Here is a 25,889-nt window from a genome sequence, read left to right as displayed (position 1 = left end):
CCCCTATGCGCAATCTCAACGAAGACACCATCACGCAGGCCGTGATCGCGTCGCTCGCCGGCTGTCGCGACGAGCGGCTGCGCACGGTGATGACGAGCCTCGTCCAGCACCTGCATTCGTTCGCCCGCGAAACGAAACTCACCGAGGCCGAATGGCAAGTCGCGATCGGCTTCCTGACGGCCGTCGGCCACATCACCGACGACAAGCGCCAGGAGTTCATCCTGCTGTCCGACGTGCTCGGGTTGTCCACGCTCGTCACCGCGCAAAACCATGCGAAGCCGGCCGGCTGCACCGAGGCGACCGTGTTCGGCCCGTTCTACGTCGACGGCAGCCCCGAGTTCGCGATGTTCGACGACATCGCGAACGGCGCATGCGGCGCGCCCTGCTTCGTGTCCGGCCAGGTGCGAGGCATCGACGGCACGCCCGTCGCGAACGCGTCGCTGGAAGTCTGGCAAGCCGACGAAGACGGCCACTACGACGTGCAGCAGCCGGCCGACGACGGGTCCGTCACGCATCGCGCACGCGGCCGGCTGCGCAGCGGCGCCGACGGCCGTTACGCATTCCGCTCGATCCTCGCGGAGCCGTATCCGATTCCGCACGACGGCCCCGTCGGGGCGATGCTCGATGCGCTCGGCCGCCACCCTTGGCGCCCCGCCCACCTGCACTTCATGATCGCAGCGCGCGGCTATGAAACGCTGATCACGCACGTATTCCGCGACGGCGACCGCTATCTCGACTCCGACGCGGTATTCGGCGTGCGCTCGACGCTCGTCGCCGACTGGGTGCGGCATGCGCCCGGGCTCGCGCCCGACGGGTCGCGAATGGACACGCCGTTCTACACGCTCGACTACGACTTCGTGCTGAATCCCGCGGAGCGGGTCGCATGATCCGGCGCGTCGTGATGCGGAACGTTGCGGGCGCAACCGACCACGAGCGCGCGACGGCGCGCGCCAGCGTCAAGACGGCTTTCGAGAGCCTGCGCGGCAGGGTTCCGGGCATGACGCACCTCGAGGTCGGCACGGACCTCGGTGCGGCCGACCACGCATGCGACCTGATTCTCGTCGCCGAATTCGAATCGCGCGAAGCGCTCGACGGCTACGCGACGCATCCCGAACACGCACGCGTACGCGACACACTGACCGGCCTGCGCACTGCGCGCCATCAGGTCGACTACGCGACGGAGTGAGCAAGACATGAACTTCATCTATCAGGCGCGGCCGGCCCGCGTCGTCTTCGGCGCAGGCAGCCTGCACCATCTCGAACGCGAAGTACTGGAGCTCGGCGCGCAGCGCGCGATCGTGCTCTGCACGCCGGAGCAGCGCGACCTCGCGCAACGCATCGTCGACCGGCTCGGCGCACGTGCCGCCGGGCTGTACGACCGCGCGACGATGCACGTGCCGATCGAGATCGCCCGCGATGCGCAGGCGTTCGCGACATCCTGCGACGCCGATTGCGCGATCGCGATCGGTGGCGGCTCGACGATCGGCCTGGGCAAGGCGATCGCGCTCGAAAGCTGCCTGCCGATCCTCGCGATACCGACCACGTACGCCGGCAGCGAAATGACGCCGATCTACGGCCTGACAGAAGGCGGCCTCAAGCGCACCGGCACGGATGCACGCGTGCTGCCGAAGACGGTGATCTACGATCCCGAGCTCACCGTGACGCTGCCGGTCGAGCTCTCGGTGACGAGCGGCCTCAATGCGATCGCACACGCGGCGGAGGGCCTGTACGCGGACAACGCGAATCCGGTGATGGGTCTCGTCGCCGAGGAAGGCATTCGCGCGCTGGCGCGCGGCCTGCCCGGCGTGCGGCGCGATCCCGCCGATCTCGCCGCGCGCGGCGATGCCCTCTACGGCGCGTGGCTGTGCGGGATGGTGCTCGGCAACGTCGGCATGGCGCTGCACCACAAGCTCTGCCACACGCTCGGCGGCAGCTTCAACCTGCCACACGCACCGACCCACACGGTCGTGCTGCCGCATGCGCTCGCGTACAACGCGGCGTACGCGCCCGAGGCGATGCAGCGGATCGCCCGCGCGCTCGGGACCAACGACGCCGCGCGCGGCCTCTACGCGCTGGCGCGCGACAACGGCGCGCCGGTGTCGTTGAAGGCGATCGGCATGCAGGCGGCCGATCTCGATCGCGCGGCCGACCTCGCGGCGGCCAATCCGTACTGGAACCCTCGCCCGATCGAACGCGACGGCCTGCGCGCGCTGCTGCAGGACGCCTTCGACGGCAACCTGCCCGGCTCGACCGCGTACTGACCCGCACATGCGACAAACCCACCAACGAACCCCGGCGAGACAACCCGCACGAATGCCGAACGACGCCATGCGGCGGCGGGCCGGGACCATGCGGCAGCCACGCCTGCGCTCACCCGCCGATCTTGAACGTCGGCATCTGCTGCCCGAGCCGCGCGCCCATTTCCGCACCGAGCGCCTGCAGCGCATTGAACGGCCGGATCATCACCTCGAACTCGACGATCCGGCCGTCGTCGTCGAAGCGGATCATGTCGATTCCCTTCAGCGCCTTGTCGCCGACGCGCGCGCTGAACTCGAGCACGACGCTCCGGCCGTCGTCGCTGACGAACTGGCGGTGATACGCGAAATCCTCGAGGATCGTGATCACCGTGCGCAGCGCGATCAACAGCGCAGGCGCCGGCCCGTACGGCTTGAACGCCATCGGTGAACGGAACACGGCATCCGGGTGGACGATCGACTCCAGCGGCCCGAAGTCCTTGTTCTCGACCATCACGTGCCACACGTCGAGCGACTTCGCGACAGCGGGATGAACCTGCGTCGTTGCATTCATCTTCGTAGACTCCTGAATCGTCGAACGGAAAGAAAAGCGAATCGGCGTCAAAGCGTCGCGGCCAGCGTCGTACCCTGGTGAATCGCGCGCTTCGCATCGAGCTCGGCGGCTTCGTGCGCGCCGCCGATCACATGAACCTTGCACCCGGCCGCCTCGAGCTGCACGGCGAGTTCGCGCAACGGCTCCTGCCCCGCGCAGATGATCACGTTGTCCACCGGCAGCGTCCGCTCGACGCCGTCGATCGTCACGTGCAGTCCCTCGTCGTCGATGCGCCGGTACGTCACCGCCGACGACATCCCGACGCCGCGCGCCTTCAGCGCCGTGCGATGAATCCAGCCGGTGGTCTTGCCGAGCCCGTCGCCGACCTTCGACGCCTTGCGCTGCAGCAGGTGGACATGACGTGCCGCCGGTTCGGGCCGCGCATGGCCGAGACCGCCCGCGTTCGCATACGTCCGGTCGACACCCCACTCGGCAAAGAACCGCGCCGCGTCGACACGTTCACCGTCGCCGCGATGCACGAGATATTCGGCGACGTCGAAGCCGATGCCGCCGGCGCCGACGATCGCCACGTCGCGGCCGACGACCTTGCCGTCGCGCAACACGTCGAGATAACCGAGCACCTTCGGATGGCCGACGCCGTCGATCGGCGGCGTGCGCGGCACGATGCCGGTCGCGATCACCACTTCGTCGAATTCGCCCTGCAGCAGCATCTCGGCGGTCGCGCGCGTATTGACGTGCAGCGCCACGCCGCGCAGTTCGATCTGCCGGCGGAAATAGCGCAGCGTTTCGTTGAACTCTTCCTTGCCGGGCACCTTCTTCGCGATGTTGAACTGACCGCCGATCTCGGCGCCGGCTTCGTACAGCGTCACCGCGTGACCGCGTTCGGCGGCCGTGACCGCGAAGCCGAGGCCCGCCGGCCCGGCGCCGACCACCGCGATCCGCTTGCGCTGCCCGGCGGGGCGGATCACGAGTTCGGTTTCATGGCAGGCGCGCGGATTGACGAGGCAGGACGTGATCCTGCCGCTGAAGGTATGGTCGAGGCACGCCTGGTTGCAGCCGATGCACGTGTTGATTTCGTCCGCGCGCCCTTCCCGCGCCTTGCGGACGAATTCGGCATCGGCAAGGAACGGCCGCGCCATCGACACCATGTCGCAATAGCCGTCGGCGAGCAGTTGCTCGGCCACTTCCGGCGTGTTGATCCGGTTGGTCGCGACGAGCGGGATGCCGACCTTGCCCATCAATTGCCGCGTCACCCACGCATACGCGGCGCGCGGCACCTTGGTCGCGATGGTCGGAATGCGCGCCTCGTGCCAGCCGATGCCGGTATTGAGGATCGTCGCGCCGGCCGCCTCGATCGCCTGCGCGAGGCGGATCACCTCGTCGAGCGTCGAGCCGCCTTCGACGAGATCGAGCATCGACAGCCGGTAGATGACGATGAAGTTCGTGCCGACGCGCTCGCGCACGCGCCGCACGATCTCGACCGCGAAACGGATGCGGTTCTCGTACGCGCCGCCCCATGCGTCGTCGCGATGGTTCGTGCGCGCGGCGATGAATTCGTTGATCAGGTAACCTTCGGACCCCATGATTTCGACGCCGTCGTAGCCCGCATGCTGCGCGAGCGCCGCGCAACGCACGAAATCGGCGATCGTCTCGTCGACTTCGTCGCTGCTCAACGCATGCGGCGTGAACGGGTTGATCGGCGCCTTCAGCGCGCTGGGCGCCGCGAGCGCCGGGTGATACGCGTAGCGTCCGAAATGCAGGATCTGCAGCGCGATCTTGCCGCCCGCCGCGTGCACCGCGCGCGTCACGACACGATGGCGTTCGGCTTCCGCCTCGGTCGTCAGCATCGCGCCGCCCGGCGCCGGACGGCCGCGCTCGTTCGGTGCGAATCCGCCCGTGACGATCAGGCCGGCCTCGCCTCGCGCGCGCTCCGCGTAGAACGCCGCCATCCGCTCGAAACCGTTCGGCGCTTCCTCGAGTCCCACATGCATCGACCCCATCAGCACGCGGTTCCTGAGCCACGTGAAGCCCAGGTCGAGCGGGGTCGTCAAATGCGGATAACGGGATGTCATCGGGGCGTCTCCATTTTTATGCAACAAGTTGCACAGATGGTAGTTCACCGCATCCGTTTATGCAACATGTTGCATAAACGGGATCCCTGGCTTGTACTGTGGCCCCGATATGGCAAGATGCGATTCATTCCGCGGCCTCCTCCGATCCGACATGTCCTTGCCTCACGCCCTCCTCACCGCGCTCGCCGAACGTCCCGGTTCGGGGTCCGAGCTTGCCGACCGCTTCGATCGCTCGATCGGTTATTTCTGGCAGGCGACGCATCAGCAGATCTATCGCGAACTGGGGCGCCTCGAGGAAACGGGCTGGATCGAATCGCTGCCCGCCGAATCGGGCCGTGGCCGCAAGCGTGCCTATCGGATCCTGCCGGCCGGCAAGAAGGAACTGCGACGCTGGATCGCCGAACAGGAAGATCCGACGCCGCTGCGCGAAGCGTTGATGGTGCGCCTGCGTGCGGAAGCGGTGCTCGGCCCGTCGGGCCTCGAGGACGAAATCCGGCGGCGGATCGCGCTTCACCAGGAGAAGCTCGACCTGTACCTGAAGATCGAGGCGCGCGATTTTCCGGAAGGCGCCGACTCGCGCGCGAAACGCTTGCAGCATCTGGTGCTGCAGGCCGGCATCGCGAACGAGCGGTTCTGGGTCGAGTTTTCGCAGGACGCGCTCGACACGCTGCGCTTGCCGAAGGATTGATCCGCTGACGGAACATGGGCGGCGTTCGTCTCGGTGCCGATCGGCATCGCACTCGCGCAGCGCATGCGCGGTAACGATGAGCCTGCCGCGGTTCACGCGGCGCCGCTGCCTCAGGCAATCGGCCGCGCGGCCGACGTTGAATCACCGCGCGGCGAATCAGGATCACGCGCCGGGCAGGATCACCACCTTGCCCTTCACCTGCCGGTTCGCCATCCGTGCGATCGCGTCGGCCGCGCCGGCCAGCGACACGCGCTCGGTGATCGCCGGCCGCACCTTGCCGGCCGCGAACCATTCGGCCAGCAGCCGCATGTTCGCGACATGCTGCGCCGGGTCGCGGCGCACCGCATCGCCCCAGAACACGCCGAGAATGTCACGCTCCTTGAGCAGCGCGAGGTTCAGCGCGATCTTCGGAATCTCGCCGGCCGCGAAGCCGACCACGAGGAACCGGCCGCGCCAGGCGGTCGCGCGCAGCGCCGCTTCGCTGTACGCGCCGCCCACCGGATCGTAGACGACGTCGGCGCCGCGCCCGCCGGTCAATGCGTCGACGCGCCGACGCAGGTCTTCGGTCGCATAGTCGATCGTCTCGTCGGCCCCCGCTTCACGGCACAACGCGAGCTTGTCCGCGCTCGACGCCGCCGCGATCACGCGCGCGCCGAGCGCCTTCGCGATCTCGATCGCCGCGAGCCCGACCCCGCCCGCCGCGCCCAGCACGAGCAGCGTCTCGCCCACCTGGAGCCGCGCGCGCTGCTGCAACGCGTGCAGCGACGTGCCGTAGGCGAGCACGAGCGCCGCCCCCTGCTCGAACGCCATGCCCGGGGGCAGCGCGGCGATCTGGTGCACGTCGGCCACGCACTGCTCCGCGAACCCGCCATGCCCGGTGAACGCCACCACCGAATCGCCCGGCCGATACGCGCTCACGCCGTCGCCGACCGCGTCGATCACGCCGGCAAACTCGGCGCCTGGCGAAAACGGCAGCGCCGGCTTCACCTGATACAAGCCCTGAACGATCAACGCGTCGGGAAAATTGAGCGACGCCGCCTTCACCTGGATCCGCACCTGGCCGGCGGCCGGTTCGGGAATCGCGACGTCCTCGATACGCAAACTGTCGATCGGGCCGAATGCGGTACACAACAGGGCTTTCATGCGCTTCTCACTCCTTGCGCGGCGCGGCCGCGCATCGGTACGGTCGGCGGAATGCTCCCGCCCGGCCGGCTTGCGACGAACCGGCGACGGCCGGCAGCACCCGCCCCCGCAATATCGTCCGCATGCCGGAATGTCGGTGACGCAACGTTCAGAACCACGTGTCCCGCATGTCGAGCGTCGTCGTGTCGACGCTCGACAGCAGATCGAGCTGCGCATCCACCTTCGGCAACTCCCAGCGGAAAAAGTATCGGGCCGCCGCACGCTTGCCGTCGTGGAAATCGCCGTCGTGCCCGTGCGCGGCAAGCGTCACGTCGAGCCACAGCCATGCGACGACGAGGTGGCCGAACGCTTCGAGATAGACGCTCGCGTTCGCCAGCCGTGTCCGCGGATCGCCGATCGCGCCGAGCTGCCGCGTGACGTCGCACAGTCGCGCCCAGCGCCGCGCCAGCGCATCGGCCTGCTCGCGCGTGCCGGCATCCAGCGCTCGCGCGCGCTCGACCGTCGCGCCGATCCGCGCATCGAGCGCATGCAGCAGCGCGCCGTCGTCCTGGGCGACCTTGCGGCCCAGCAGGTCGAGCGCCTGGATCCCGTGCGTGCCTTCGTGAATCGGATTCAGCCGGTTGTCCCGGTAGAGCCGCTCGACCGCGTAGTCGCGCGTGTAGCCGTAGCCGCCGTGCACCTGGATCGCGAGGTCGTTCGCGGCGAGACACCACTGCGACGGCCAGCTTTTCGCGATCGGCGTGAGGATGTCGAGCAGGCCCGCGGCCTGGGCGCGCGCGTCCGCGTCGCCGTGCCCGCGTGCTTCATCGACCAGCTTCGCGCAGTACAGGATCAGCGCGAGACCGCCTTCGACATAGGCCTTCTGCGCGAGCAGCATGCGCCGCACGTCCGGATGCTCGACGATTGGCGCCTGCGGCGCGGCCGCGTCCTTGCCGGCCGGCCCGAGCGGACGCCCCTGCGGCCGGTTGCGCGCATAGTCGAGCGCGCGCAGATAACCGGTATAGCCGAGCGCCACCGCACCCGCGCCGACGCCGATGCGCGCCTCGTTCATCATGTGGAACATGTAGGCGAGGCCATGGTTCGGCTTGCCGACCAGGTAGCCGATCGCGCCCGCACGCCCTTCCGGACGATAGCGCGTGCCTTCGCCGAAATTCAGCAGGCAGTTGGTCGTGCCGCGATAGCCCATCTTGTGGTTCAGCCCGGCGAGCACGACGTCGTTGTGCTCGCCCCGCGCACGGCCGTCGGCGTCCGGCAGGTACTTCGGCACGATGAACAGCGAGATGCCGCGCGTGCCGGGCTGCAGCCGGCCGTGTTCGTCGGGAATCTTCGCGAGCACGAGGTGCACGATGTTCTCCGCCAGCTCGTGTTCGCCGCCGGAGATCCACATCTTGTTGCCGGTCAGCCGGTAGCGCGAGCCGAGCGGCGAGTCGCCCTCGAAATCCGCCCGCGTCGCGATGTCGGACAACGACGAGCCGGCTTGCGGTTCGGACAGGCACATCGTGCCGAGGAAGCGCCCTTCCAGTTCCGGGCGCGCGAACGCGTCGATCTGCGCGGGGCTGCCGTGCGCGACGAGCAGGTTCGCGTTGGCGACGGTCAGGAACGGATAGGCGGCCGTCGCGATGTTCGCGGCCTGGAAGAACAGGAACGATGCGGCTTCGACCAGCTTCGGCAACCGCATGCCGCCGAGCGCGTCGTCATGCCCCGCGGCGATCAGCCCGGCGTCCGCGAACGCGCGCACGGCCGGCTCGACCTCGGGGATCAGCGTCACGCGCTCGCCGTCGAACTGCGGTTCCTCGCGATCGCCGCGCGCCGCATGCGGTGCAAACAGGTTCTCGGCGATCCGCTCGCTGGTGTCGAGCACCGCGTCGAAGGTCTCGCGACTGTGCTCCGCGAAGCGCGGCAGCGCGGCGAGCGCTTCGGCGTCGAGCCAGTCGTACAGCAGGAACGCGAGATCGCGTCGCGACATCAACAGGCTCATCGTGCTGCCTCCCGGGCGCCGGCTTCGTCAGCCGAATGAAGGGTTCGTGACCGCAAGTTGCTGGCAGGAATTTAGCACGATCGTTCGCAAACAACAACGACGAGCGAGCTAGTCCGCGTACCCGGGATTAAGTCGATCGAGCCGGCGCAACAATCCCGGCCAGACGAGCGCCCCGGCGCCCATCCCGCGCGTGACCGCGGCGATCTGCTGCCTGATACCGTCGAGAATCGGTTGCGCGATCGGCCGCAGCGCCGCGCCGCCGGCCTGCGCGCGGACCTGGATCATGCACGCGGCCTCGAAGAAGTACATCGCGACGAACGCGTCGGCCGGCGTCGCGCCGACCGTCAAGAGCCCATGATTGCGCAGCATCAGGTTCGTGTTGCCGCCGAGGTCCCGCACGAGGCGCGCCTTCTCGCCCTCGTCGAGCGCAATGCCTTCGTAATCGTGATACCCGAGCGACGCCAGCACGCCGAGCGACTGCTGCGACAGCGGCAGCAAGCCGGCTTCCTGCGCCGATACGGCGACACCGTTGATCGAGTGCGTGTGCATCACGCACAGCGCGTCGTCACGGGCCGCATGCACCGCGCTGTGAATCGTGAAGCCGGCCGGGTTGATCTCGTACGGCGATTCGGACACCTTGCGACCGTCGAGATCGATCTTGACCAGCGACGACGCCGTGATCTCGTCGAACATCATCCCGTACGGGTTGATCAGGACATGATGTTCCGGGCCGGGCACACGCGCCGAGATATGGGTGAACACGAGATCGTCCCAGCCGAACAGCGCGGTCAGGCGATAGGCCGCCGCCAGGTTGACTCGCGCATCCCATTCGGCGGGAGAAACCGCCTGCTGCACACTGACATCGGATGAGGCCACGTCACACTCCTTGTTCAGGGATCGATGCGAACCGGGCCGCGCGAAGCGGCCCGGCGTCGGAGGGATTGTGCGTCAACCCGCCTGCGGCTTCGCGAGCTGATCGGCAATCGGCAGGCTGCGGATGCGCGTGCCGGTCGCCGCGAAGATCGCGTTGGTCAGCGCCGGTGCGACGGGCGGCAGGCCCGGCTCGCCGACGCCGCCGAGCGGTGCCGTGAAGTCGTCCGGCGCGACGAGATGCACGCGGATCTCACGCGGCGCCTCGTTCATTCTCAGCACCTGGAAGCCGTTGAAGTTGCTCTGTTCCGGATGGCCGTCCTTGAACGTGATCTCGCCATGCAGCGCGATGCCGAGCCCCATCACCACCGCTCCCTCGAGCTGCGAGCGCACGCGCTCCGGATTGACCTGAGGCCCGCAGTCGATCGCGATGTCGACGCGCGGCACCGTGATCCTGCCGTCCGCGCCGACCTGCACCTCGCAGACCGCCGCCGTGTACGACACGAAACTGCGATGCGCGGCGATCCCGAGCCCGTGCCCCTTCGGCAGCTTGCGCCCCCAGCCGGCTTCGCGCGCGACCGTCTCGACCACGCGCCGCAGCCGCCCCGTATCGACCGGGTACAGCGCGGGATCCTCGCCGTAGTTCACGTTCTTCACCGTGATGTGCGGCTCGAAGCGCCGCGCGGGCCCGATCAGCGCGAGCAGGAAATCCTTCGGGTCGCGGCCGGCCGCGTGCGCGAGCTCCGACACGAAGCTCTGGATGCCGAACGCATGCGGGATGTTGTAGACCGAGCGAAACCAGCCGATCCGCGTGTGCCCTTCGGCAGCCGGATTCTCGATCCGCACGTTCGGGATCGCGAACGGCAGGTCCGCGATCCCCTGAGCCAGTTCGCCCGGCTGCTCGTGCACGATGTCCGGCTTGAAGGTCGACTGGATCGACGGCGCGACCGTGCGATGCTGCCACGCGACCACCTTCCCCGACGCGTCGATCCCGCCGTCGAACGCCTCGAGCGACACCGCGTGGAAATAGTCGTGCGCGATGTCGTCCTCGCGCGTGAAAGTCAGCTTCACGGGCGCGCCGACCGCCTTCGACAGCAGCGCGGCTTCCACCACGTAATCGGGTTTCGACTTGCGGCCGAATCCGCCGCCGAGCAGCGTCACGTTGACCGTCACGCGCTCGGTCGGCAGCGCGAGCGCCTTCGCGACCTCGTCGCGGGTGGTCTGCGGCGCCTGCGTGCAGGTCCACACCTCGCAGCGGCCGTCGGCCACGCGCGCGACGGCCGCGGGCGGCTCCATCGTCGCGTGGGCGAGATGCGGGATGTAGTACGTCGCACGGACGCGTTTCGCGGCGCCGGCGAGCGCCGCGGCCGCATCGCCGTCGTTGCGGATCACGTCGCCCGGCTGCGCGGCGGCCGCCTCGAGCGCCTTGCGATAATCGGCCGAGTCGTAGCCCGCGTGGGGCCCGCGCTTCCAGTCGATCTTCAGTTGCGCGCGCGCCTGGATGGCCGTCCACGTGTCGCGTGCGACGACGGCCACGCCGCCGAGCGGCTGGAAGCCGGACGGCAGCGGCGCCGACGCAAGCTGCACGACCTTGACGACGCCCGGCAGTTTCTCGGCCGCCGACGCATCGAATGACGCGACCGTGTCGCCGTAGGCCGGCGGCCGCGCAACGACCGCATACAGCATGCCGTCGAGCCGCGTGTCGATCCCGTAGTGCGCACGGCCGCCGACGATGTCGCGCCCGTCGATCAGCGCGGTCTTGCCCTTGCCGATATAGCGGAATTCGGCCGGTGCCTTCAACGCGAGCGTCTTCGTGTCGGGCACCGGCAACGCGGCCGCTTTCGCGGCGAGTTCGCCGAAACCGAGCTTGCGCCCGCCCTTCGTGTCGACGACCTCGTGCACCGATGCCTTGACCTGGCCCACATCAACGCCCCACTCGGTCGCGGCCGCCTGCTCGAGCATCGTGCGCGCGGCGGCCCCTGCCCGACGCAGCGCGGCGAAACTCTGGCGCAGGCTGCGCGAGCCGTCGGTGTTCTGGTTGCCGTAGCGCGGCTCGTCGCCGACGGCCTGCGCGACCTTCACGCGCGCCCAGTCGGCACCCAGCTCGTCGGCGACCACGAGCGCGACGCTCGTGCGCACGCCCTGTCCCATCTCGGAGCGGATGCAGGTGACGGTCACGGTGCCGTCCGGGGCGATCGCGACGAACAGGTGCGGATCGTCGCGCAGCCCGTGCGGCATCCCGGCGCCGCCGTATTGCGGGTTCGTGCTGACGGGCGGCTGCACCGGTGCCGCGGCCTGCGCGAGCGACGGCACGCCGAACGCGAGCAGCAGCCCGCCGGACGCGAAGCCCAACAGCAGCGCGCGGCGGCTTTCGTTGTGGACGGAGAGTTCGGGCGCGCTCATGCGGCACCTCCGCGGCGCACGGCCAGGCGGATCGCCGCGCGAATGCGCGTGTAGGTGCCGCAGCGGCAGATGTTGCCGGACATCGCATCGTCGATGTCGGCATCGGTCGGATGGGGATTCGTCTTCAGCAGCGATGCGGCCTGCATGATCTGCCCGGACTGGCAGTAGCCGCATTGCGCGACGTTCAGTTCCTGCCATGCCTGCTGCAGCGGGTGGGTCAGGTCGGTCGACAGTCCCTCGATCGTCGTCACGCGCTTGCCGGAAGCCGCCGCAACGGGCGTGATGCACGACCGGATCGCGACGCCGTCGAGATGAACGGTACACGCGCCGCACAGCGCCATCCCGCAGCCGAACTTGGTGCCGGTGTGGCCGAGCACGTCGCGCAGATACCAGAGCAACGGCATGTCGGGATTGCCGTCGAAGTGTTGCTCGCTACCGTTGACGGTCAGCGTGATCATCGTTCACCTCCTGGTCGAGGCGCCCGCGTCGCACCACGGGTGCCGTGTGGGGATTCGAACGGTGCCGGCCCGGCACCGCCTGGCGGACTGCTTCGCCGGAAGCACCAGCGGCCGACGGGCTATCGGTGCCGATGACGACCGGGTGTTCGACTCCGATCGAAAGCGGGCGCCCGCGGGTCCCGATTCTGCCCCATGCAAACCGTCACTCAGGCGACGCGACCCTGTCGGGGCTGCCAGAAACGGTGCCCGGGATCGCCGCTGCCCCCGCGCGCGACGTCCGGCCCGGAGGGCTTCGACATGCCCGGGCAGGCGGATTCGTATGGGGATTGAGCCGCGCTCCAACTTTAACCGATGTGCGGCAGCTTTGCGCCGCCGGGCGCTTTCCAGCCGACCGGGTCGAGACCGAACTCGTGCGGCATGGGTTGCGACGGATGGCCGGGGATCGGATGCATCGGATCCCCGCATCTGAAACCGGGAGTTTGCCGTGCATTCCGGCCGATGCGGGGCGGGTATCCGCGGAAGTATCCATGCGCGGCGCCGCACCGCGAACGGAACATTCCGCTAAGACAGTCTTGAAGAACGCGGCGGGAAAATTCGTTCGGGGTCGCGCAAATGCGAGGATCCGGCCGGCCTGGCGGCCGAACCGGATCCTCGCGCGCGACGGTAACGAACGGTACGGAAGTACGCTATCGCGCGATCCGGCTCACGGCGAGCGCAACGCCTGCAAGCCCAGCGTGAGCGCGTTGAACGGCATCTCCGTTGCCCCCATCGAAAAACTCGTCGTTTTCGTGGTCACGCCCGGCGTGCGCATCAGCGCGTGAACGATCCGCTCGCTCGCGTGGCCGTCGCCATACGGATTGCTCGCGCGCGACATTTCCTCGTAGGCGCTTTCGCTGTCGAACAGGCGCGACGCCTCCCACACGATCCGCTCCTGGTCCGTACCGACGAGCCGTGCGGTGCCTGCCTGGATCGCCTCGGGCCGCTCGGTCGTCTCGCGCGTGACGAGCACCGGCTTGCCGAGCGCCGGCCCTTCTTCCTGAATGCCGCCCGAGTCGGTAATGATGAAATGCGCGCGGGACATCAGGAATACGAACGACAGGTATTCCTGCGGTTCGATCAGGTAGATGTTCGGCACGCCGCCGAGCCGCGCTCGCGCCGGCTCCCGCACGTTCGGATTCATGTGCAGCGGATAGACGAACTGCGCGTCGCGATAGCGGCCCGCGAGCGTACAGAGCGCCTCGCAAAAATGCTGGAACGGTTCGCCGAAACTCTCGCGGCGATGCCCCGTGATCAGCACGACGCGCCGCGACGGTTCGAGAAACGGAAAATACGCGGCGACCTTGTCAGACAACGCAGAGGTGCGGTCCAGCATGCGTTTGACCTCGTGCAACGCATCGATCACGGTATTGCCGGTCAGCGAGACGCCGCTGCCCGGCACGCCCTCGCTGAGCAGGTTGTCGCGCGCCTGCCCGGTCGGCGCGAAGTGCCACGACGACACCGCATCGGTCACGCGGCGATTCAGCTCCTCCGGCCACGGCGACCAGATGTCGCCGCTGCGCAGCCCGGCCTCCACGTGCCCGACCGGCAGATAGCGGTAGAACGCCGCCAGGCTGACCGCCAGCGTGGTCGTCGTATCGCCGTGCACCAGCACGACGTCCGGACGCAGGTCGTCGAAGACCATGCCGATCGCCTGAAGAATGCCGGTCGTCACGTCGGTCAGCGTCTGGCTTTGCCGCATCAGGTTGAGATCGTAGTCGGGCTTGATGTCGAACAGCGTCAGCACCTGGTCGAGCATTTCCCGATGCTGCGCGGTCACGCATACCCGGGCGTCGACCTCCGCTTGCGCCTTCAGCGCACGCACCAGCGGCGCCATCTTGATGGCCTCCGGCCGAGTCCCGAACACAAGCAAGATCTTCTTCATCGTTATCCTCGTTTAGCCACTTCGCGCGGATGATCCTGCACGTGGCGCGAAGCATGTATTCAGGCGGCACTGCCCATACTCGCGCGGTCGGCACGTAACCGTGCTGCGAGGCAGGCGCGCCGTCCTGTCCGCGCGGTCCCGGCCACGCGAATCGTCGTACTACCGGCGTCCCGTTGCACTGATCAGTCACGTCATGAGTCGTTCCTCGCTGTGTCGAGCGTCACGTCGGTCCGTCACGTCGCTTCCACACCAGCAATATTCAAACCAGCCGCCCCCGCAGCCGCAGCTGGCTCGCGCGACGCACACCGCACATGCGCGGTGCGTTACGGAATGTTTCACAACTGCTACGGGCGTCTCATCGACGAGCCGGCACGACAACGATAAACAGCCGGCCGATCGCGCGATCCGTCTGACGACGTCGTCCGATGAATCGAGAACGCAGGTCGGACGCCCGTCACGCATCGCACCGCGTGCATCTTTCGAAGCGCGTTGCGTCGTCTCGATTCGGCACTTTTGTCTGTGCAGCGCGCGGCGCGCACGCGACCTCCGGCCACGACCATGTGCGCGCGAATTCCCCGACACGCGGCGCGGCTTGCGTCGCACGAATGCATGCGCGGGAAATGTTGCGAATGTGTAACGCAGAGCCGAGCGGGAAGATACATCGGAGTCCGGTCTATTCCGCGCGCACGACGGCGGCAACCGTTTCGTCCATCGGGGCAACGCGCGCGCGGCGAGCGACACGCCGCTGCACGTCTCGCAAGGCCACATCGAACAAGGCGGCGACGACTCGTTAGACAAACCGCCCGCCGTGCGAGGTCGGCGAGATGTGTCGCAGGCTGCGTGGCGTCGCATGTCGCGCGACGGCGCTGATTCGTCAGTGAATCAAAACACGTCGCCACGCGCCTGACCCTACGCGCGCCTCGCGCCCGCCTCCTTGCTGCACGGGGCATCGCGGCCCATGGCTCACGCCTTGCTTAATGTCAGACAGGTGCGTCCCGAAGCACTCGCACGGCAGCAGCAGACGGACGGGGACGCCAAAGCAACGAAGCCGGGAAGCGACGCGACGCGTGCGCGGGGGCGAACGACATCCGCCCCGCGCGACGAACGTGCGGCCGCGTCCCATTGACATCCGCGCGATCCACGGGCGCCTTCCGCTCTCATCGGTCGTCGTCGCGGACACCGGGGACCAGGACATGAAGAATCCGCGGATGGCGTCACTCTGCGAGCAAGGCGTTCTGCTGCTGATCGTGCTTGCCTTTTCGCTGAGCGTGCGCGACACCGCATCGCAGGCGATCGCCGAGCCGGCGCGGATCATCCTGCCTGCCGCAAACGCCGCGGTCGCGGTCGAACGCGCGGCCCTCGACGGCGCGCGGTTCGCGATCGCCGCGCAGGCTTCGCCCGATGCGAACGCGTCACTCGAGCCGCCGCCGGCCGGCGCGCCGGGTATCACGCTCGACCCCGACCTGCTGCTGATGCCCTGCGTCGCGTACCTGTGGCTGTTCACGGTGTTGACGTGCATCTACGCCGGACGGCATTACGTGTTCAGCCTCGACCGCCTGTTCAAGCCGCAATGCGCGCCCTACCGGACGATTACCCACGGCGACTGGCCGAGGCTCACGGTGTTCGTCGCCGCCCACAACGAGGAAGCCGTCGTCGTCGATTGCCTGATGGCACTGCTGGCGACGACCTACCCGCGCGACAGGCTGACGATCATTCCGGTCAACGACCGCTCGACCGACAACACCCGTGCGCTGATCGACGAGGTCCGGGCGCTCGCGCCCGACCTCATCCAGCCGTTTCACCGCGAGACCGGCAAACCGGGCAAGGCGGCCGCGCTGAAGGATGCGCTGCGCTACATTCGCGGCGACATCATGGTGGTGTTCGACGCCGACTACCTGCCGCGCCCGGGGCTGCTGAAGGAACTCGTCGCGCCGTTCTTCGATCCGGAAGTCGGCGCGGTGATGGGCCGCGTCGTGCCGCAGAACGCCGACAGCAACCTGCTCGCGCGGCTGCTCGACCTCGAGCGCGCGGGCGGCTACCAGGTCAACCAGCAAGCCCGCAACAACCTCAACCTGGTGCCGCAGTACGGCGGCACGGTCGGCGGCATCCGCAAGGGCGCGCTCGACGCGGTGGGCGGCTGGCGCGACGACACGCTGGCCGAGGACACCGACATGACCTATCGCCTGCTGCTGAGCGACTGGCGCACGGTCTACCTGAATCACGCCGAATGCTATGAGGAAGTGCCGGAGCGCTGGGCCGTGCGTGCCCGGCAGTTGACGCGCTGGGCGAAAGGCCACAACCAGACGCTGCTGCGCTATCTGGTTCCGGTACTGCGCAACCCGCTGATCTCGCGGCGCTGCCGGCTGGACGGCGCGTTGCTGCTCGGCGTGTTCGTGATGCCCGCGCTGCTCGCGGTCGCATGGATCGCCGCGCTCACGCTCTACCTGTTCAACGGGGTCAACTCGACGGCGCTCGGCCTGATCGTGTCGCTGTTCGCGCTGTTCTCGTTCAGCACCTTCGGCAACTTCGGCGTGTTCTTCGAGATCGTCGTCGCCGCCCGGCTCGACGGCCGCGCGACGCGGCTGCGGCTCGTACCGGTCAACGTCGTCGGCTTCTGCGTGACGATCGCGGCCGTCGTCTCCGCGTTGTGGGGACTCACGCTCGACGCCGCATTCCGTCGCGAACTGAAGTGGGACAAGACCGAGCGTTTTCGCCGGCAACTGAAACCGGAGCGTTGATCGATGACGACCTTCAATGTGTTGGTGCCGGTGGCCGGCGTGCTCAGCCTGCCGTTCCTGCCGATGCTGCATGAGCTGATCCGGCGCAGCGACGTCGCGGCACTGCCGATCGGCGACGGTCCGTTCGTCGATCAGGCGTTGCTCGCCACGCAATGGCACGACGCGCTGCGCGCGCACGCGGCCGGCGAACCGGCGGCCGATCCATCCGCCGCACCGCCCTGGCAAGCGCTCGGACTGGCCGTGCAGCACGCCGGCACGATCCACGTCGCGCACGACGAGCATCGCGACGACGTGCTCCATGCCGATCATGCGATCACGCTCGACGGCGGCGCCCACGCGGCGTACGCGTTCGCCGGCGAACGCATCGACATTCGCGCCGGCGCGACCATCGGCGCGCTTGCGCACGCGCCGCGGATCGACGTCGACGGCGCGGTGCTGCGTGGCGTCGTGGTCGGCGGCACGGTACACCTGCGCGGCGCCGGCGGCTTCGCGTGCCTGTACGGCGAGCCGATCGTCTTCGGCGCGGCACCGAGCGCGCGACCGGTCGGCACGCCAGCCGCGCCGCGCCGCGCGATCTCGCTCGCCCGCCACTTCGCATCGCTCCCGCATCGCTTCCTGCACGGCCGCTACCTGGTGCATTGCGACGTTCGCCTGCCCGCGCACACGGTCGTGCAAGGCAACCTCATCGTCGACGGCACGCTCGTGCTCGGCGAAGGCTGCGTGCTGCGCGGCAGCGTCAAGGCGCATCGCGTCGAACTCGAACGTCATGCGTTGCTGCACGGCGCCGTGTTCGCGCGCGACGACGTGCTGCTCGCGAATGCGAGCTGCATCGACGGGATCGTGTCGGCCGGCGGCCTGCTGCGGCTGACCGGTGCACGCATCGGTGTCGCCGGCCATCCTGTCAGCGCATGTGCGCGCGACGTCTCGGTCGTCGGTCATGCCTGCGTGCATGGCGACCTCGTCGCGTGGCGCAGCGGCTGGTTTCATGCATCCCGTTAAGGAGCGCCTTCATGTCCGATCGCCCTTGCCATCGCGGTCCGCGCGTGCCGGTTGCCACCCTCGCGGTGCTGTGCGGCGTCGCCTTCGGTACGCCACCGGCGCTCGCGGCACTGCCGGACGATGCGGCCGCCGCGCCGCCCGCGCCGTCGCCCGACGTCCCGACCGTCATCACGCCGCGGCCGCGCGACGAATCCACGTTCGTCCGCGTCAGCGCCGACGGCCTGCCGGACGGCGTGCCGCTCGCCGAGTTCACGCCTGACGATACGAACCGGCCGGCCCTGCCCGACGCAATCGTCACACATGTCCAGGCGCCGCAAGAATCGCATACCGAACTGTCGCTCGGCTATTCGAGCGCACACCTGACGCACGGCTACGGTGACTGGTACGGCGTGCATCTGCGTGGCGTCTATCAGGATGGCGGGCGCACCGTGCTCGGCGAACTCGCGCAACTGCACCGCTTCGGCGAGAACACGCAGCTCGGCGCCCTGACGTACGTGCAGGATCTCGGCCCCGACTGGTTCGGCGGCATCGGCTTCGCGGGCACCACGTCGGGGACGATCCTGCCGAGCGCACGCGTCGACCTGTCGATCAATCGCAAGCTATTGTCGGATCGTTCGCTGGTCGTGTCGCTGGGCGCCGGCTACGCATGGAACCGCAGCGGCCATCGCGACCAGCTCTATCACGCCGGCGTGATCTGGTACGCCCTGCCGAAGTGGATCTTCGAGGCAGGCACGAACTACACCGTCGATTCGCCCGGATCGGTAAAGGCGCCGGCCTATTACGGCGCCGTCACCTACGGCGAAGTCGGCAAGAGCGTGATCGTGCTGCGCGGCGGGTTCGGGCGCGAGGCCTACCAGGTCACGGGCTCCGGCTCGCAGATCGCCGATTTCCGCAGCCACGAGATCGACGCGAAATGGCGTTACTGGTTCACGCGCAAGTGGGGCACGCAGCTCGAATTCAATTACTACCACAACCCTTACTACTCGCGGATCGGCGGCGAGCTCAGCGTGTTTTATCGCTGGTAGCCGGGCGGGCGCCATGCAGACGCATCCCGTCCGCCCTCCCGCCGACCGTTCGCTGCGGATTCACGCCCATCCGCAGCGCTGGCTGCTGTCGATCGCCCTGCTGACGCCCTCGCTGTATGCGTTGCTGTGGGTCGGCTTGCCGCTCGCCTGGCGCTACTGGCGCGCGGTGATGGTGTGGGGTGCGCACCAGATCGATCCGGCGCTCCACGTGATCGTGCTCGGCTATCCGCCCGATGCGCCGCGCGTACCGCTGCTGTCGATCGACGTCGCCGCGCGCATGCCGGGCGGCGTGCTGCTGGCCGCCACCGCGGCGCTCTGCGCGATCGGCTTCGCCGCATCCTTCATACGGCACAGGAACTGGCTGCCTGTTGCATATCTGTTACGTATCGCGAGCTTCACCCAGTTGCTGATTTGCGTGTACTTCTGGCTCGCGCCCGGCACGTTTCCGTACGGCCCGTTGCTGCATCTGCGCGACATGTTCGTGCTGCACGGCGCGGCGATCGCGATGATCCCGCTGGTGATGGCGGCGCTGTACTACCCGCTCGATTTCTCGCTGCCACAGAAGGCCGTCGCGTCGATGCTGGTGCTCGGCTACTTCATCGTCGCGCTGCCGTTCGTGATGCTGCTGCACGCGACGATCATTCATCACGGCTCGCTGCTGTTCCTGCCGTTCTGCTATTTCCTGCTTGGCGGACCGCTGCTGATCGGCCTGCTGGTCACGCTCTACACCTACTGCGCAAGCTGGCCCGGCGCGCTGACGAACGGCTCCGATTCCGTCTGCTGATTTCGCCCGCTAATGCGCCGTATCAGCGATGAAACGAATCCATTGCGTTTGCTCCCGTGCCGCACGGTCCATGTCACATGAAGCCAGCAGGACCGGGCCTCCGGGGCGAATGGCACGTTGTTCGCTTCGTTCGATACGTCGCATCGAGTCCTCTCGTCGACGACGACAGCGCGGCATACCGACGTATCTCGTCGGTCCGGCTGCCGTCGACAGGTGCCGCTCGATATCCGACGCACCGGACAGCCGCACACACCTACGGGGCAGGATTGGTCGACCTGGCGGCACGCGCATCACGGCGGCCGCGCGCCCCCATTCCTTGAGCGAGGAGTACACCATGTTGGCAAAGTCAGGCAAGTTCTTGCGGATCCTGTTCGCGTTGTTCGCGCTCGCGTTCGCATTCAGTCCGGGCGGGGTTCAGGCGGCCACCAACCAGCTCATCCTGCTGGTGCCGAATACGCTGACATTGCCCGATCCGCGCGTGTCTGCATGGCTGGACACCGCGCAAGAGGAAGGGCTGCAGATCACGGTGATGACCGACAGCCAGTTCATGGCGGCCGGCGCGTCGCTGTCGCAGTATCCCGGCCTGATCCTGCCCGATCAGGTGCATACGACGGCCGACGACACGCTCGTCACGGCGATCCAGAACTATGCGCTGAACGGCGGCAAGGTGATGCTCGTCTACGATTTCGGCGTGCTGAATTCGGCCGGCTTCTACGTGAGCCCCAAATCCCGTTTCAGCAACATGGTCGGTGTGGACTACGTACTGTATGACCAATTGGGCGGCAACATGATCGGTCTCGGCAACGTAACCGGCATGAGCAGCTGGCTTCGCACGCTCCAGGTGCCTCCCGGCAAGTCGATGACGTGGACCACGACCGCGTCGACCACGACGACCGCCAGCGTCATGGCCGCGGCGAGCACGAACAACACGAAGACGAACAATTCGTCGAAGCAGACGTCCGGCAGCGCGCTCTATCTGTCCGCCAGCCCGTCGAACCCGGGCGGCCTCGCCAACTACAACCACGGTGCGTGGTTCCAGTACGACACGCCGTCCGCAGGCAGCGGCGTACTGAACCAGACGGCCCCGAAGCTGACCGGCGTTGCGAACGGCAAGCTCGTGAAGTCCGGCACCTATAGCGCCAACTCGCTCGTCAGCACGACGGCCGGCACGGCGACCACCGCGCTCGCGTCGACCGCGGCGACGACCACCGACACGCTCGAAGGCATCTCCGGCTACGTGTACGGCTTCCTCACCTATCCGAGCTTCGTCACGCAGGGCACGTACACCGGCACGACGATCCTGACCTCGCCGACGTTCGGGCTGGTATCCGGCTACAACACGTACGGCAACGGCGGCGTGCTATTCGTCAACCTGCCGCTCGCCTACCTCGACGGCCAGACCGACGGCATGCTGATCCACGGGTACCTGCACTATTTCGGCACTCAGATGCTGAACCTGCCGTCGCTGTCGCCGCTGCCGAAGGCGATGGCCGGGCTGGTGTTCAACTGGCACTTCTGCGCCGGCGACCAGATCCAACCCGCACTCCAGTTGAAGAACCTCGGCGTGTGGAACAACGGCCCGTTCTCGCTCGTGATCACGGCCGGCCCCGACGAAGCGGCCTTCGGCGACGGCGACGGCATCAACCTCGCCAACAACCCGACCGCGCAGAGTCTCGTGAGGTATTTCGTGAGCAAGGGCCATCGCGTCGGCAGCCACGGCGGCTGGATCCACGACTACTGGGGGGCGAACGCCAGCGAAACGAACGCAAGCACGTTCACGCAGTACCTCGTGATGAACCATCAGGCCGTCCAGGCCGCGTCGGGCCAGCCGGATGTCGAATATGCGGCGCCGGAAGGCAACACGCCGACCTGGTCGGTCAACTGGCTCGAGAGCAACGGCTTCAACGGGTACTACTTCACCGGCCACACCGGCTCGGCGCCGACCCGCGCATACCGCAACGGCGCGCTGCTGAACCCGGGCCTGTGGGCTTACCCCGTGATGCCGTTCGGCAAGTACGCGACGTTCGAGGAATTCCAGCAGTATGCGGTGCCCACGAGCGACGTGAACAACTGGTACGCAGCCCTGATGAACTTCGTCGTCGCGAACCGTACGAGCCGGCTGATCTACGCGCACCCGCTCGGCGCGTCGTCCTACACGTCGACGCTGTCCGCGATCTTCTCGCAAGCCAATACGCTGAAACTGGCGGGTCAGTTCAAGTGGTACACGATGAGCGACATCACGATCTTCGATCGCGCACGCCTGAACGTCACGTGGTCGGCCACCGACACGGGCAGCGGCTGGGCGTTCGCCGCCAGCCACCCGACCAGCCTCGCGAACATGACCTGGCTGCTGCCCAAGAAGGGCTTCGCACTGCCGGTCATCACGCAAGGCCTCGGCAGCGTCGTCATTACCGACTCGACGTACTGGCTCGTGACCGCGATCAGCGGCACCAGCCTCAAGTTCAACAGCGCCAAGGTGCACTGAGCCGCAACATCGACCTACCCGCCGGCGCGCGACGCGGCCAACGCCGCGCCCGGCGGGATTTGCGCAGGACCACCGCGCAGGAGCCCCCGATCATGAACCGGCCCGCGCTGTTCCCGGCCGCACGCGCACGCGTGGCGGCCGTCGCCCGGCTATGCCGCCTGTGGTGCGTTGTCAGTTGCCTCTCGGCATTCGGCTTCGCGCCGCACGCGAGTGCCGCCGAACTCCAGCTCAACGGACTGTACCAGCGCCCCGACGGCGCGATCACCGTACGCCTGAACGGCGCCGGCATCGATCCTTACTTCGCGGCGAAGGCGCTGCTCGGCGCCGCCGACGCCGGGCTCGATGCCCGTCAGGCCGCACTCGCGTGGATCGCGTGGCTGTTGCCGCGCCAGCGTCCGGACGGCGGCTTCGATCGTTACTGCATGAAGAGCGGCCAGTACAGTCCATGCGCGGAAGCCGACGCCGACGACTCGATGATGGCGACGTGGATCGAATTGCTCTCCCGCTTCGCGCCGCCCGACGGCATGCCCGCCGCCTGGGAACTCAGCCTGAACCGCGCGGGCGCGCATCTGGACACGCTGCTCAGCAAGCCCGCCGGCGTCTATCAGATCTCGTCGACGCTGCACGTCGCGCTGCTGATGGACAACGTCGAGGTACACAGCGCGTTCCAGGCACTCGCCGCGTACTACATGCGGCATGCCGACTACGCGCATGCGGGCCCGTGGAGCCAGCGCGCCGACCGGCTCTCGTCGGCGATCCTGAAGGTGTTCTGGCGCGGCACGCAGTCCGGCTTTCGGGCGAGCACGCAGCGCATCAGCGACACGACTTTCTATCCGGCGAAAGTCGCGCAGATCTTCCCGCTCCTGTCGGGGATTCAAGTTCCCGCCCAATCGAACGAGACGATCTACGCGCAATGGATGCAGAAATACGGCAAGACCTGGCTGCAGCTGGCCGGCAGCGATTATCCATGGGGCTTGATCGCGCTGGTCGCATTCAAGATGAACGACTGGAGCACGGTCGCCTGCTGGCATGCGCGATCGGGCCCGTACCGGCACGGCGCGCACTGGAACGTACTGGAGGAATCCCTTTATCTCGCATTCGAAAGCAGGATGGCCGACCCCGTCGCGCCCGCTCAGTGCGGCTTCACGACGGCAGAGGCAACGGCGACCGCGTCGCGCTGACACAGCGTGCACGCGGTCCAGGAGAATTGACAGGGAAGGAGACGTGTCATGTGTGGCATCGTCGGCGCGGTCGCGCAACGGGACATCGTCCCGATTCTGATCGAAGGTTTGCGCCGCCTTGAATATCGCGGCTACGATTCATGCGGGGTGGCGACGGTCGTCAACGGCCAGGCGCGCCGCGAACGCAGCATGTCGCGCGTCGCCGATCTCGACGCGCACGTGCGCAGCGCCGGCCTGACCGGCAGCACGGGCATCGCCCACACGCGCTGGGCGACCCATGGCGCGCCCGCAACCTGCAACGCGCACCCGATCTTCTCGCGCGACGAGATCGCGCTCGTGCACAACGGCATCATCGAGAACCATGAAACGTTGCGCAAGCAACTTTCAGACAAGCACTACGAATTCGACGGCCAGACCGATACCGAGGTCGTCGCCCACCTGATCCACAGCAAGTATCGCGGCGACCTGCTCGCCGCCGTACGCGATGCGACGGCGCAGCTGCACGGCGCCTACGCGATCGCGGTGTTCAGCAAACACGAACCGCAGCGGCTCATCGGCGCGCGGGCCGGCTCGCCGCTCGTCGTCGGCGTGAAGGACGGCGAATGCTTTCTTGCGTCCGATGCGCTCGCGCTCGCCGGTATCACCGACCGCTTCATCTTTCTCGAGGAAGGCGACATCGTCGAGTTGACGCCAGGCGGCGTATGCGTGCTCGATCGCACCGGCGCACCGGTCGAACGCGCGATACAAACCGTTTCGTCCGCGCAGGGTGCGGTCGAACTCGGGCCGTACCGGCATTTCATGCAGAAGGAAATTTTCGAGCAACCGCAGGCGGTGGCCGCGACCATCCCGGACGCGGGGTTGTTCGATCCGGCCGTGTTCGGCCCGGATGCCGCGCGAGCGTTCGAGCAGATCGACAACGTGCTGATTCTCGCGTGCGGCACGAGTCACTATTCCGGCCTGACCGCGCGCCGCTGGCTCGAAACGATCGCGCGCATACCCGCACAGGTCGAGATCGCGAGCGAATACCGTTACAGCGACGCGCTCGCGATGCCGAATACGCTGGTGGTCAGCGTGTCGCAGTCCGGCGAGACCGCCGACACGCTCGCCGCGCTCAAGTACGCGCAGGCGCTCGGCCATATCGACACGCTGGCGATCTGCAACGTGCCGACCAGCGCGATGATGCGTCAAACCGGCCTGCGCTTCCTGACGCGGGCCGGCCCGGAAATCGGCGTCGCGTCGACCAAGGCGTTCACGACGCAGCTCGTCGCGCTGTTCATTCTTGCCGTGACGCTCGGGCGGTTGCGCGGCTACGTCGACGACGCGCAGCTCGCGCGGTACACGATGCAGTTGCGACGGCTACCCGGTGCGCTCGAAGACGTGCTCGGACTGGAGCCGCAGATCGAGCGCTGGGCGGCGGAATTCTCGCAGCACGAAAACGCGCTGTTTCTCGGGCGCGGATTGCACTATCCGATCGCGCTCGAAGGGGCGCTGAAGCTGAAGGAGATTTCGTATATCCACGCGGAGGCGTATCCCGCGGGTGAGCTGAAACACGGGCCGCTTGCGCTTGTGACGCACACGATGCCCGTCGCGACGATTGCACCGAACGACGCGCTGCTCGAAAAGCTCAAGTCGAACATGCAGGAAGTGCGGGCGCGTGGCGGGCAGCTCTACGTATTCGCCGACGCGGATACGCGGATCGACAACGGCGAAGGCGTGTCGGTGCTGCGGATGCCGGATTACTACGGGCTGTTGTCGCCGATCCTGCACGTCGTGCCGTTACAGTTGCTCGCGTATCACGCGGCGTGCTTGCGCGGCGCGGATATCGACAAGCCGAGGAATCTGGCGAAATCGGTGACGGTGGAGTGACGAATACCTCGGCGCTTCGCGGGTTTTCCCACTCAATATGACCCTGACCCAAGAAATAGTCCGGTGCAAAAGTAGAGAAATTCGGCATGATGTGTCCAAGCGGACACGAAGGCCATGCCATGAAGACGAGCAAGTTTACGGAAGAGCAGATCGCATTTGCCCTGAAGCAAGCCGAGCTGGGTACGAAGGTCGAGGAGATCTGCCGCAAACTCGGAATAAGCGAGGCGACTTTCTACAACTGGAAGAAGAAATTCGGAGGGCTGGGGCCTTCTGAGTTGCGCCGCTTGCGCCAGCTCGAAGAGGAAAACACGAAGTTGAAGCGGCTCGTGGCGGACCTGAGCCTGGACAAGGCCATGCTGCAGGACGTACTCGCAAAAAAGCTCTGAAGCCTGCCCGTCGGCGCATGTTGATCGATGAATTGCGTGATCGCTATCGAACCAGCCTGACGAAGACTTGCGCGTTGTTTGGCA

The 25,889-nt window shown here is 67.5% G+C and carries 19 protein-coding genes and 1 pseudogene; 12 read left to right on the top strand and 8 right to left on the bottom strand.

The annotated features are described in order from the left end of the window. Positions 1-5: 5 nt before the first annotated feature. The 3 genes from AC0KUR_RS32870 to AC0KUR_RS32860 are packed head-to-tail and all read left to right on the top strand — an operon-like array spanning position 6 to position 2,261. A complete protein-coding gene (locus tag AC0KUR_RS32870; RefSeq protein ID WP_034186702.1) occupies positions 6-887 on the top strand; it encodes an intradiol ring-cleavage dioxygenase in 882 nt (293 codons plus the stop codon). After that, on the top strand, positions 884-1,186 hold the full coding sequence (locus AC0KUR_RS32865) for a Dabb family protein (RefSeq protein WP_473376948.1): 303 nt from the start codon (positions 884-886) through the stop codon (positions 1,184-1,186). Before AC0KUR_RS32870 ends, AC0KUR_RS32865 begins: the two co-directional genes overlap by 4 nt. Before the next feature lie 7 nt (positions 1,187-1,193). Next, entirely contained in the window at positions 1,194-2,261 is a 1,068-nt protein-coding gene (locus tag AC0KUR_RS32860) for a maleylacetate reductase (protein WP_226227171.1), read from the top strand. 109 nt (positions 2,262-2,370) lie between these two features. Here the strand turns inward: AC0KUR_RS32860 and AC0KUR_RS32855 are convergent, their stop codons facing one another. Both AC0KUR_RS32855 and AC0KUR_RS32850 read right to left on the bottom strand, forming a co-directional pair. Next, positions 2,371-2,808, bottom strand: a complete 438-nt coding sequence (locus tag AC0KUR_RS32855) for a nuclear transport factor 2 family protein (protein ID WP_059557038.1) — start codon at positions 2,806-2,808, stop codon at positions 2,371-2,373. A 47-nt stretch (positions 2,809-2,855) separates the two neighbouring features. Next, positions 2,856-4,880 (bottom strand): oxidoreductase, encoded by a 2,025-nt coding sequence (locus tag AC0KUR_RS32850; RefSeq protein WP_473376947.1) that lies wholly within the window; start codon positions 4,878-4,880, stop codon positions 2,856-2,858. A gap of 151 nt (positions 4,881-5,031) precedes the next feature. On the opposite strand from AC0KUR_RS32850, the gene AC0KUR_RS32845 reads away from it, so the two are divergent. Beyond that, positions 5,032-5,568, top strand: a complete 537-nt coding sequence (locus tag AC0KUR_RS32845; protein WP_049032392.1) for a PadR family transcriptional regulator — start codon at positions 5,032-5,034, stop codon at positions 5,566-5,568. A 162-nt stretch (positions 5,569-5,730) separates the two neighbouring features. On the opposite strand, the gene AC0KUR_RS32840 is transcribed toward AC0KUR_RS32845, so the two are convergent. From AC0KUR_RS32840 to wecB, 6 genes are all read right to left on the bottom strand, one after another. Beyond that, positions 5,731-6,711: an NADPH:quinone oxidoreductase family protein gene (locus AC0KUR_RS32840; RefSeq protein WP_473376946.1), complete on the bottom strand. Its 981-nt coding sequence runs from the start codon at positions 6,709-6,711 to the stop codon at positions 5,731-5,733. A 148-nt stretch (positions 6,712-6,859) separates the two neighbouring features. Continuing rightward, positions 6,860-8,689, bottom strand: coding sequence for an acyl-CoA dehydrogenase (locus tag AC0KUR_RS32835; RefSeq protein WP_059557040.1), 1,830 nt, complete (start codon positions 8,687-8,689; stop codon positions 6,860-6,862). Between the two features lie 108 nt (positions 8,690-8,797). Continuing rightward, entirely contained in the window at positions 8,798-9,565 is a 768-nt protein-coding gene (locus AC0KUR_RS32830; RefSeq protein WP_049029982.1) for a class II aldolase/adducin family protein, read from the bottom strand. A gap of 72 nt (positions 9,566-9,637) precedes the next feature. Further along, on the bottom strand, positions 9,638-11,962 hold the full coding sequence (locus AC0KUR_RS32825; protein WP_034186693.1) for a xanthine dehydrogenase family protein molybdopterin-binding subunit: 2,325 nt from the start codon (positions 11,960-11,962) through the stop codon (positions 9,638-9,640). Continuing rightward, entirely contained in the window at positions 11,959-12,420 is a 462-nt protein-coding gene (locus AC0KUR_RS32820; protein WP_034186692.1) for a (2Fe-2S)-binding protein, read from the bottom strand. Before AC0KUR_RS32820 ends, AC0KUR_RS32825 begins: the two co-directional genes overlap by 4 nt. Before the next feature lie 703 nt (positions 12,421-13,123). Then, entirely contained in the window at positions 13,124-14,341 is a 1,218-nt protein-coding gene (gene wecB, locus AC0KUR_RS32815) for a non-hydrolyzing UDP-N-acetylglucosamine 2-epimerase (protein ID WP_034186691.1), read from the bottom strand. A gap of 1,193 nt (positions 14,342-15,534) precedes the next feature. On the opposite strand from wecB, the gene AC0KUR_RS32810 reads away from it, so the two are divergent. The 8 genes and pseudogenes from AC0KUR_RS32810 to AC0KUR_RS32775 all read left to right on the top strand — a co-directional run. Continuing rightward, positions 15,535-17,079, top strand: coding sequence for a glycosyltransferase family 2 protein (locus tag AC0KUR_RS32810; RefSeq protein ID WP_034186766.1), 1,545 nt, complete (start codon positions 15,535-15,537; stop codon positions 17,077-17,079). Between the two features lie 3 nt (positions 17,080-17,082). Beyond that, the gene (locus AC0KUR_RS32805; protein WP_473376945.1) at positions 17,083-18,078 is read left to right on the top strand and encodes a bactofilin family protein; all 996 of its coding nucleotides are present in this window, start codon (positions 17,083-17,085) and stop codon (positions 18,076-18,078) included. An 11-nt stretch (positions 18,079-18,089) separates the two neighbouring features. Next, complete coding sequence (locus tag AC0KUR_RS32800) at positions 18,090-19,103, top strand: YaiO family outer membrane beta-barrel protein (RefSeq protein ID WP_034186689.1); 1,014 nt, start codon at positions 18,090-18,092, stop codon at positions 19,101-19,103. 13 nt (positions 19,104-19,116) lie between these two features. Further along, a complete protein-coding gene (locus AC0KUR_RS32795) occupies positions 19,117-19,887 on the top strand; it encodes a hypothetical protein (RefSeq protein ID WP_049035217.1) in 771 nt (256 codons plus the stop codon). A gap of 334 nt (positions 19,888-20,221) precedes the next feature. Then, positions 20,222-22,372, top strand: coding sequence for a polysaccharide deacetylase family protein (locus AC0KUR_RS32790; protein WP_473376944.1), 2,151 nt, complete (start codon positions 20,222-20,224; stop codon positions 22,370-22,372). 92 nt (positions 22,373-22,464) lie between these two features. Continuing rightward, positions 22,465-23,553, top strand: a complete 1,089-nt coding sequence (locus tag AC0KUR_RS32785; RefSeq protein WP_124609343.1) for a prenyltransferase/squalene oxidase repeat-containing protein — start codon at positions 22,465-22,467, stop codon at positions 23,551-23,553. Between the two features lie 48 nt (positions 23,554-23,601). Then, on the top strand, positions 23,602-25,419 hold the full coding sequence (glmS, locus tag AC0KUR_RS32780) for a glutamine--fructose-6-phosphate transaminase (isomerizing) (RefSeq protein WP_034186685.1): 1,818 nt from the start codon (positions 23,602-23,604) through the stop codon (positions 25,417-25,419). Between the two features lie 119 nt (positions 25,420-25,538). Further along, a pseudogene (locus tag AC0KUR_RS32775) lies at positions 25,539-25,889 on the top strand (transposase); the annotation flags it as partial.

The organism is Burkholderia sp. YHN3-13 (assembly GCF_055810675.1).
The sequence above is the reverse complement of the archived record's forward strand: the minus strand, read 5'-3'. Positions and strand labels throughout refer to the sequence as shown.

Bases quoted from the DNA above. Each gene is read 5' to 3' on its own strand.
- glmS (WP_034186685.1), top strand. From the start codon at position 23,602: ATGTGTGGCATCGTCGGCGCGGTCGCGCAACGGGACATCGTCCCGATT.
- AC0KUR_RS32855 (WP_059557038.1), bottom strand. From the start codon at position 2,808: ATGAATGCAACGACGCAGGTTCATCCCGCTGTCGCGAAGTCGCTCGAC.
- AC0KUR_RS32785 (WP_124609343.1), top strand. From the start codon at position 22,465: ATGAACCGGCCCGCGCTGTTCCCGGCCGCACGCGCACGCGTGGCGGCC.
- AC0KUR_RS32860 (WP_226227171.1), top strand. From the start codon at position 1,194: ATGAACTTCATCTATCAGGCGCGGCCGGCCCGCGTCGTCTTCGGCGCA.
- AC0KUR_RS32845 (WP_049032392.1), top strand. From the start codon at position 5,032: ATGTCCTTGCCTCACGCCCTCCTCACCGCGCTCGCCGAACGTCCCGGT.
- AC0KUR_RS32790 (WP_473376944.1), top strand. From the start codon at position 20,222: ATGTTGGCAAAGTCAGGCAAGTTCTTGCGGATCCTGTTCGCGTTGTTC.
- AC0KUR_RS32795 (WP_049035217.1), top strand. From the start codon at position 19,117: ATGCAGACGCATCCCGTCCGCCCTCCCGCCGACCGTTCGCTGCGGATT.
- AC0KUR_RS32810 (WP_034186766.1), top strand. From the start codon at position 15,535: ATGAAGAATCCGCGGATGGCGTCACTCTGCGAGCAAGGCGTTCTGCTG.
- AC0KUR_RS32825 (WP_034186693.1), bottom strand. From the start codon at position 11,962: ATGAGCGCGCCCGAACTCTCCGTCCACAACGAAAGCCGCCGCGCGCTG.
- AC0KUR_RS32805 (WP_473376945.1), top strand. From the start codon at position 17,083: ATGACGACCTTCAATGTGTTGGTGCCGGTGGCCGGCGTGCTCAGCCTG.
- AC0KUR_RS32840 (WP_473376946.1), bottom strand. From the start codon at position 6,711: ATGAAAGCCCTGTTGTGTACCGCATTCGGCCCGATCGACAGTTTGCGT.
- AC0KUR_RS32835 (WP_059557040.1), bottom strand. From the start codon at position 8,689: ATGAGCCTGTTGATGTCGCGACGCGATCTCGCGTTCCTGCTGTACGAC.
- AC0KUR_RS32850 (WP_473376947.1), bottom strand. From the start codon at position 4,880: ATGACATCCCGTTATCCGCATTTGACGACCCCGCTCGACCTGGGCTTC.
- AC0KUR_RS32800 (WP_034186689.1), top strand. From the start codon at position 18,090: ATGTCCGATCGCCCTTGCCATCGCGGTCCGCGCGTGCCGGTTGCCACC.
- AC0KUR_RS32865 (WP_473376948.1), top strand. From the start codon at position 884: ATGATCCGGCGCGTCGTGATGCGGAACGTTGCGGGCGCAACCGACCAC.
- AC0KUR_RS32820 (WP_034186692.1), bottom strand. From the start codon at position 12,420: ATGATCACGCTGACCGTCAACGGTAGCGAGCAACACTTCGACGGCAAT.
- wecB (WP_034186691.1), bottom strand. From the start codon at position 14,341: ATGAAGAAGATCTTGCTTGTGTTCGGGACTCGGCCGGAGGCCATCAAG.
- AC0KUR_RS32870 (WP_034186702.1), top strand. From the start codon at position 6: ATGCGCAATCTCAACGAAGACACCATCACGCAGGCCGTGATCGCGTCG.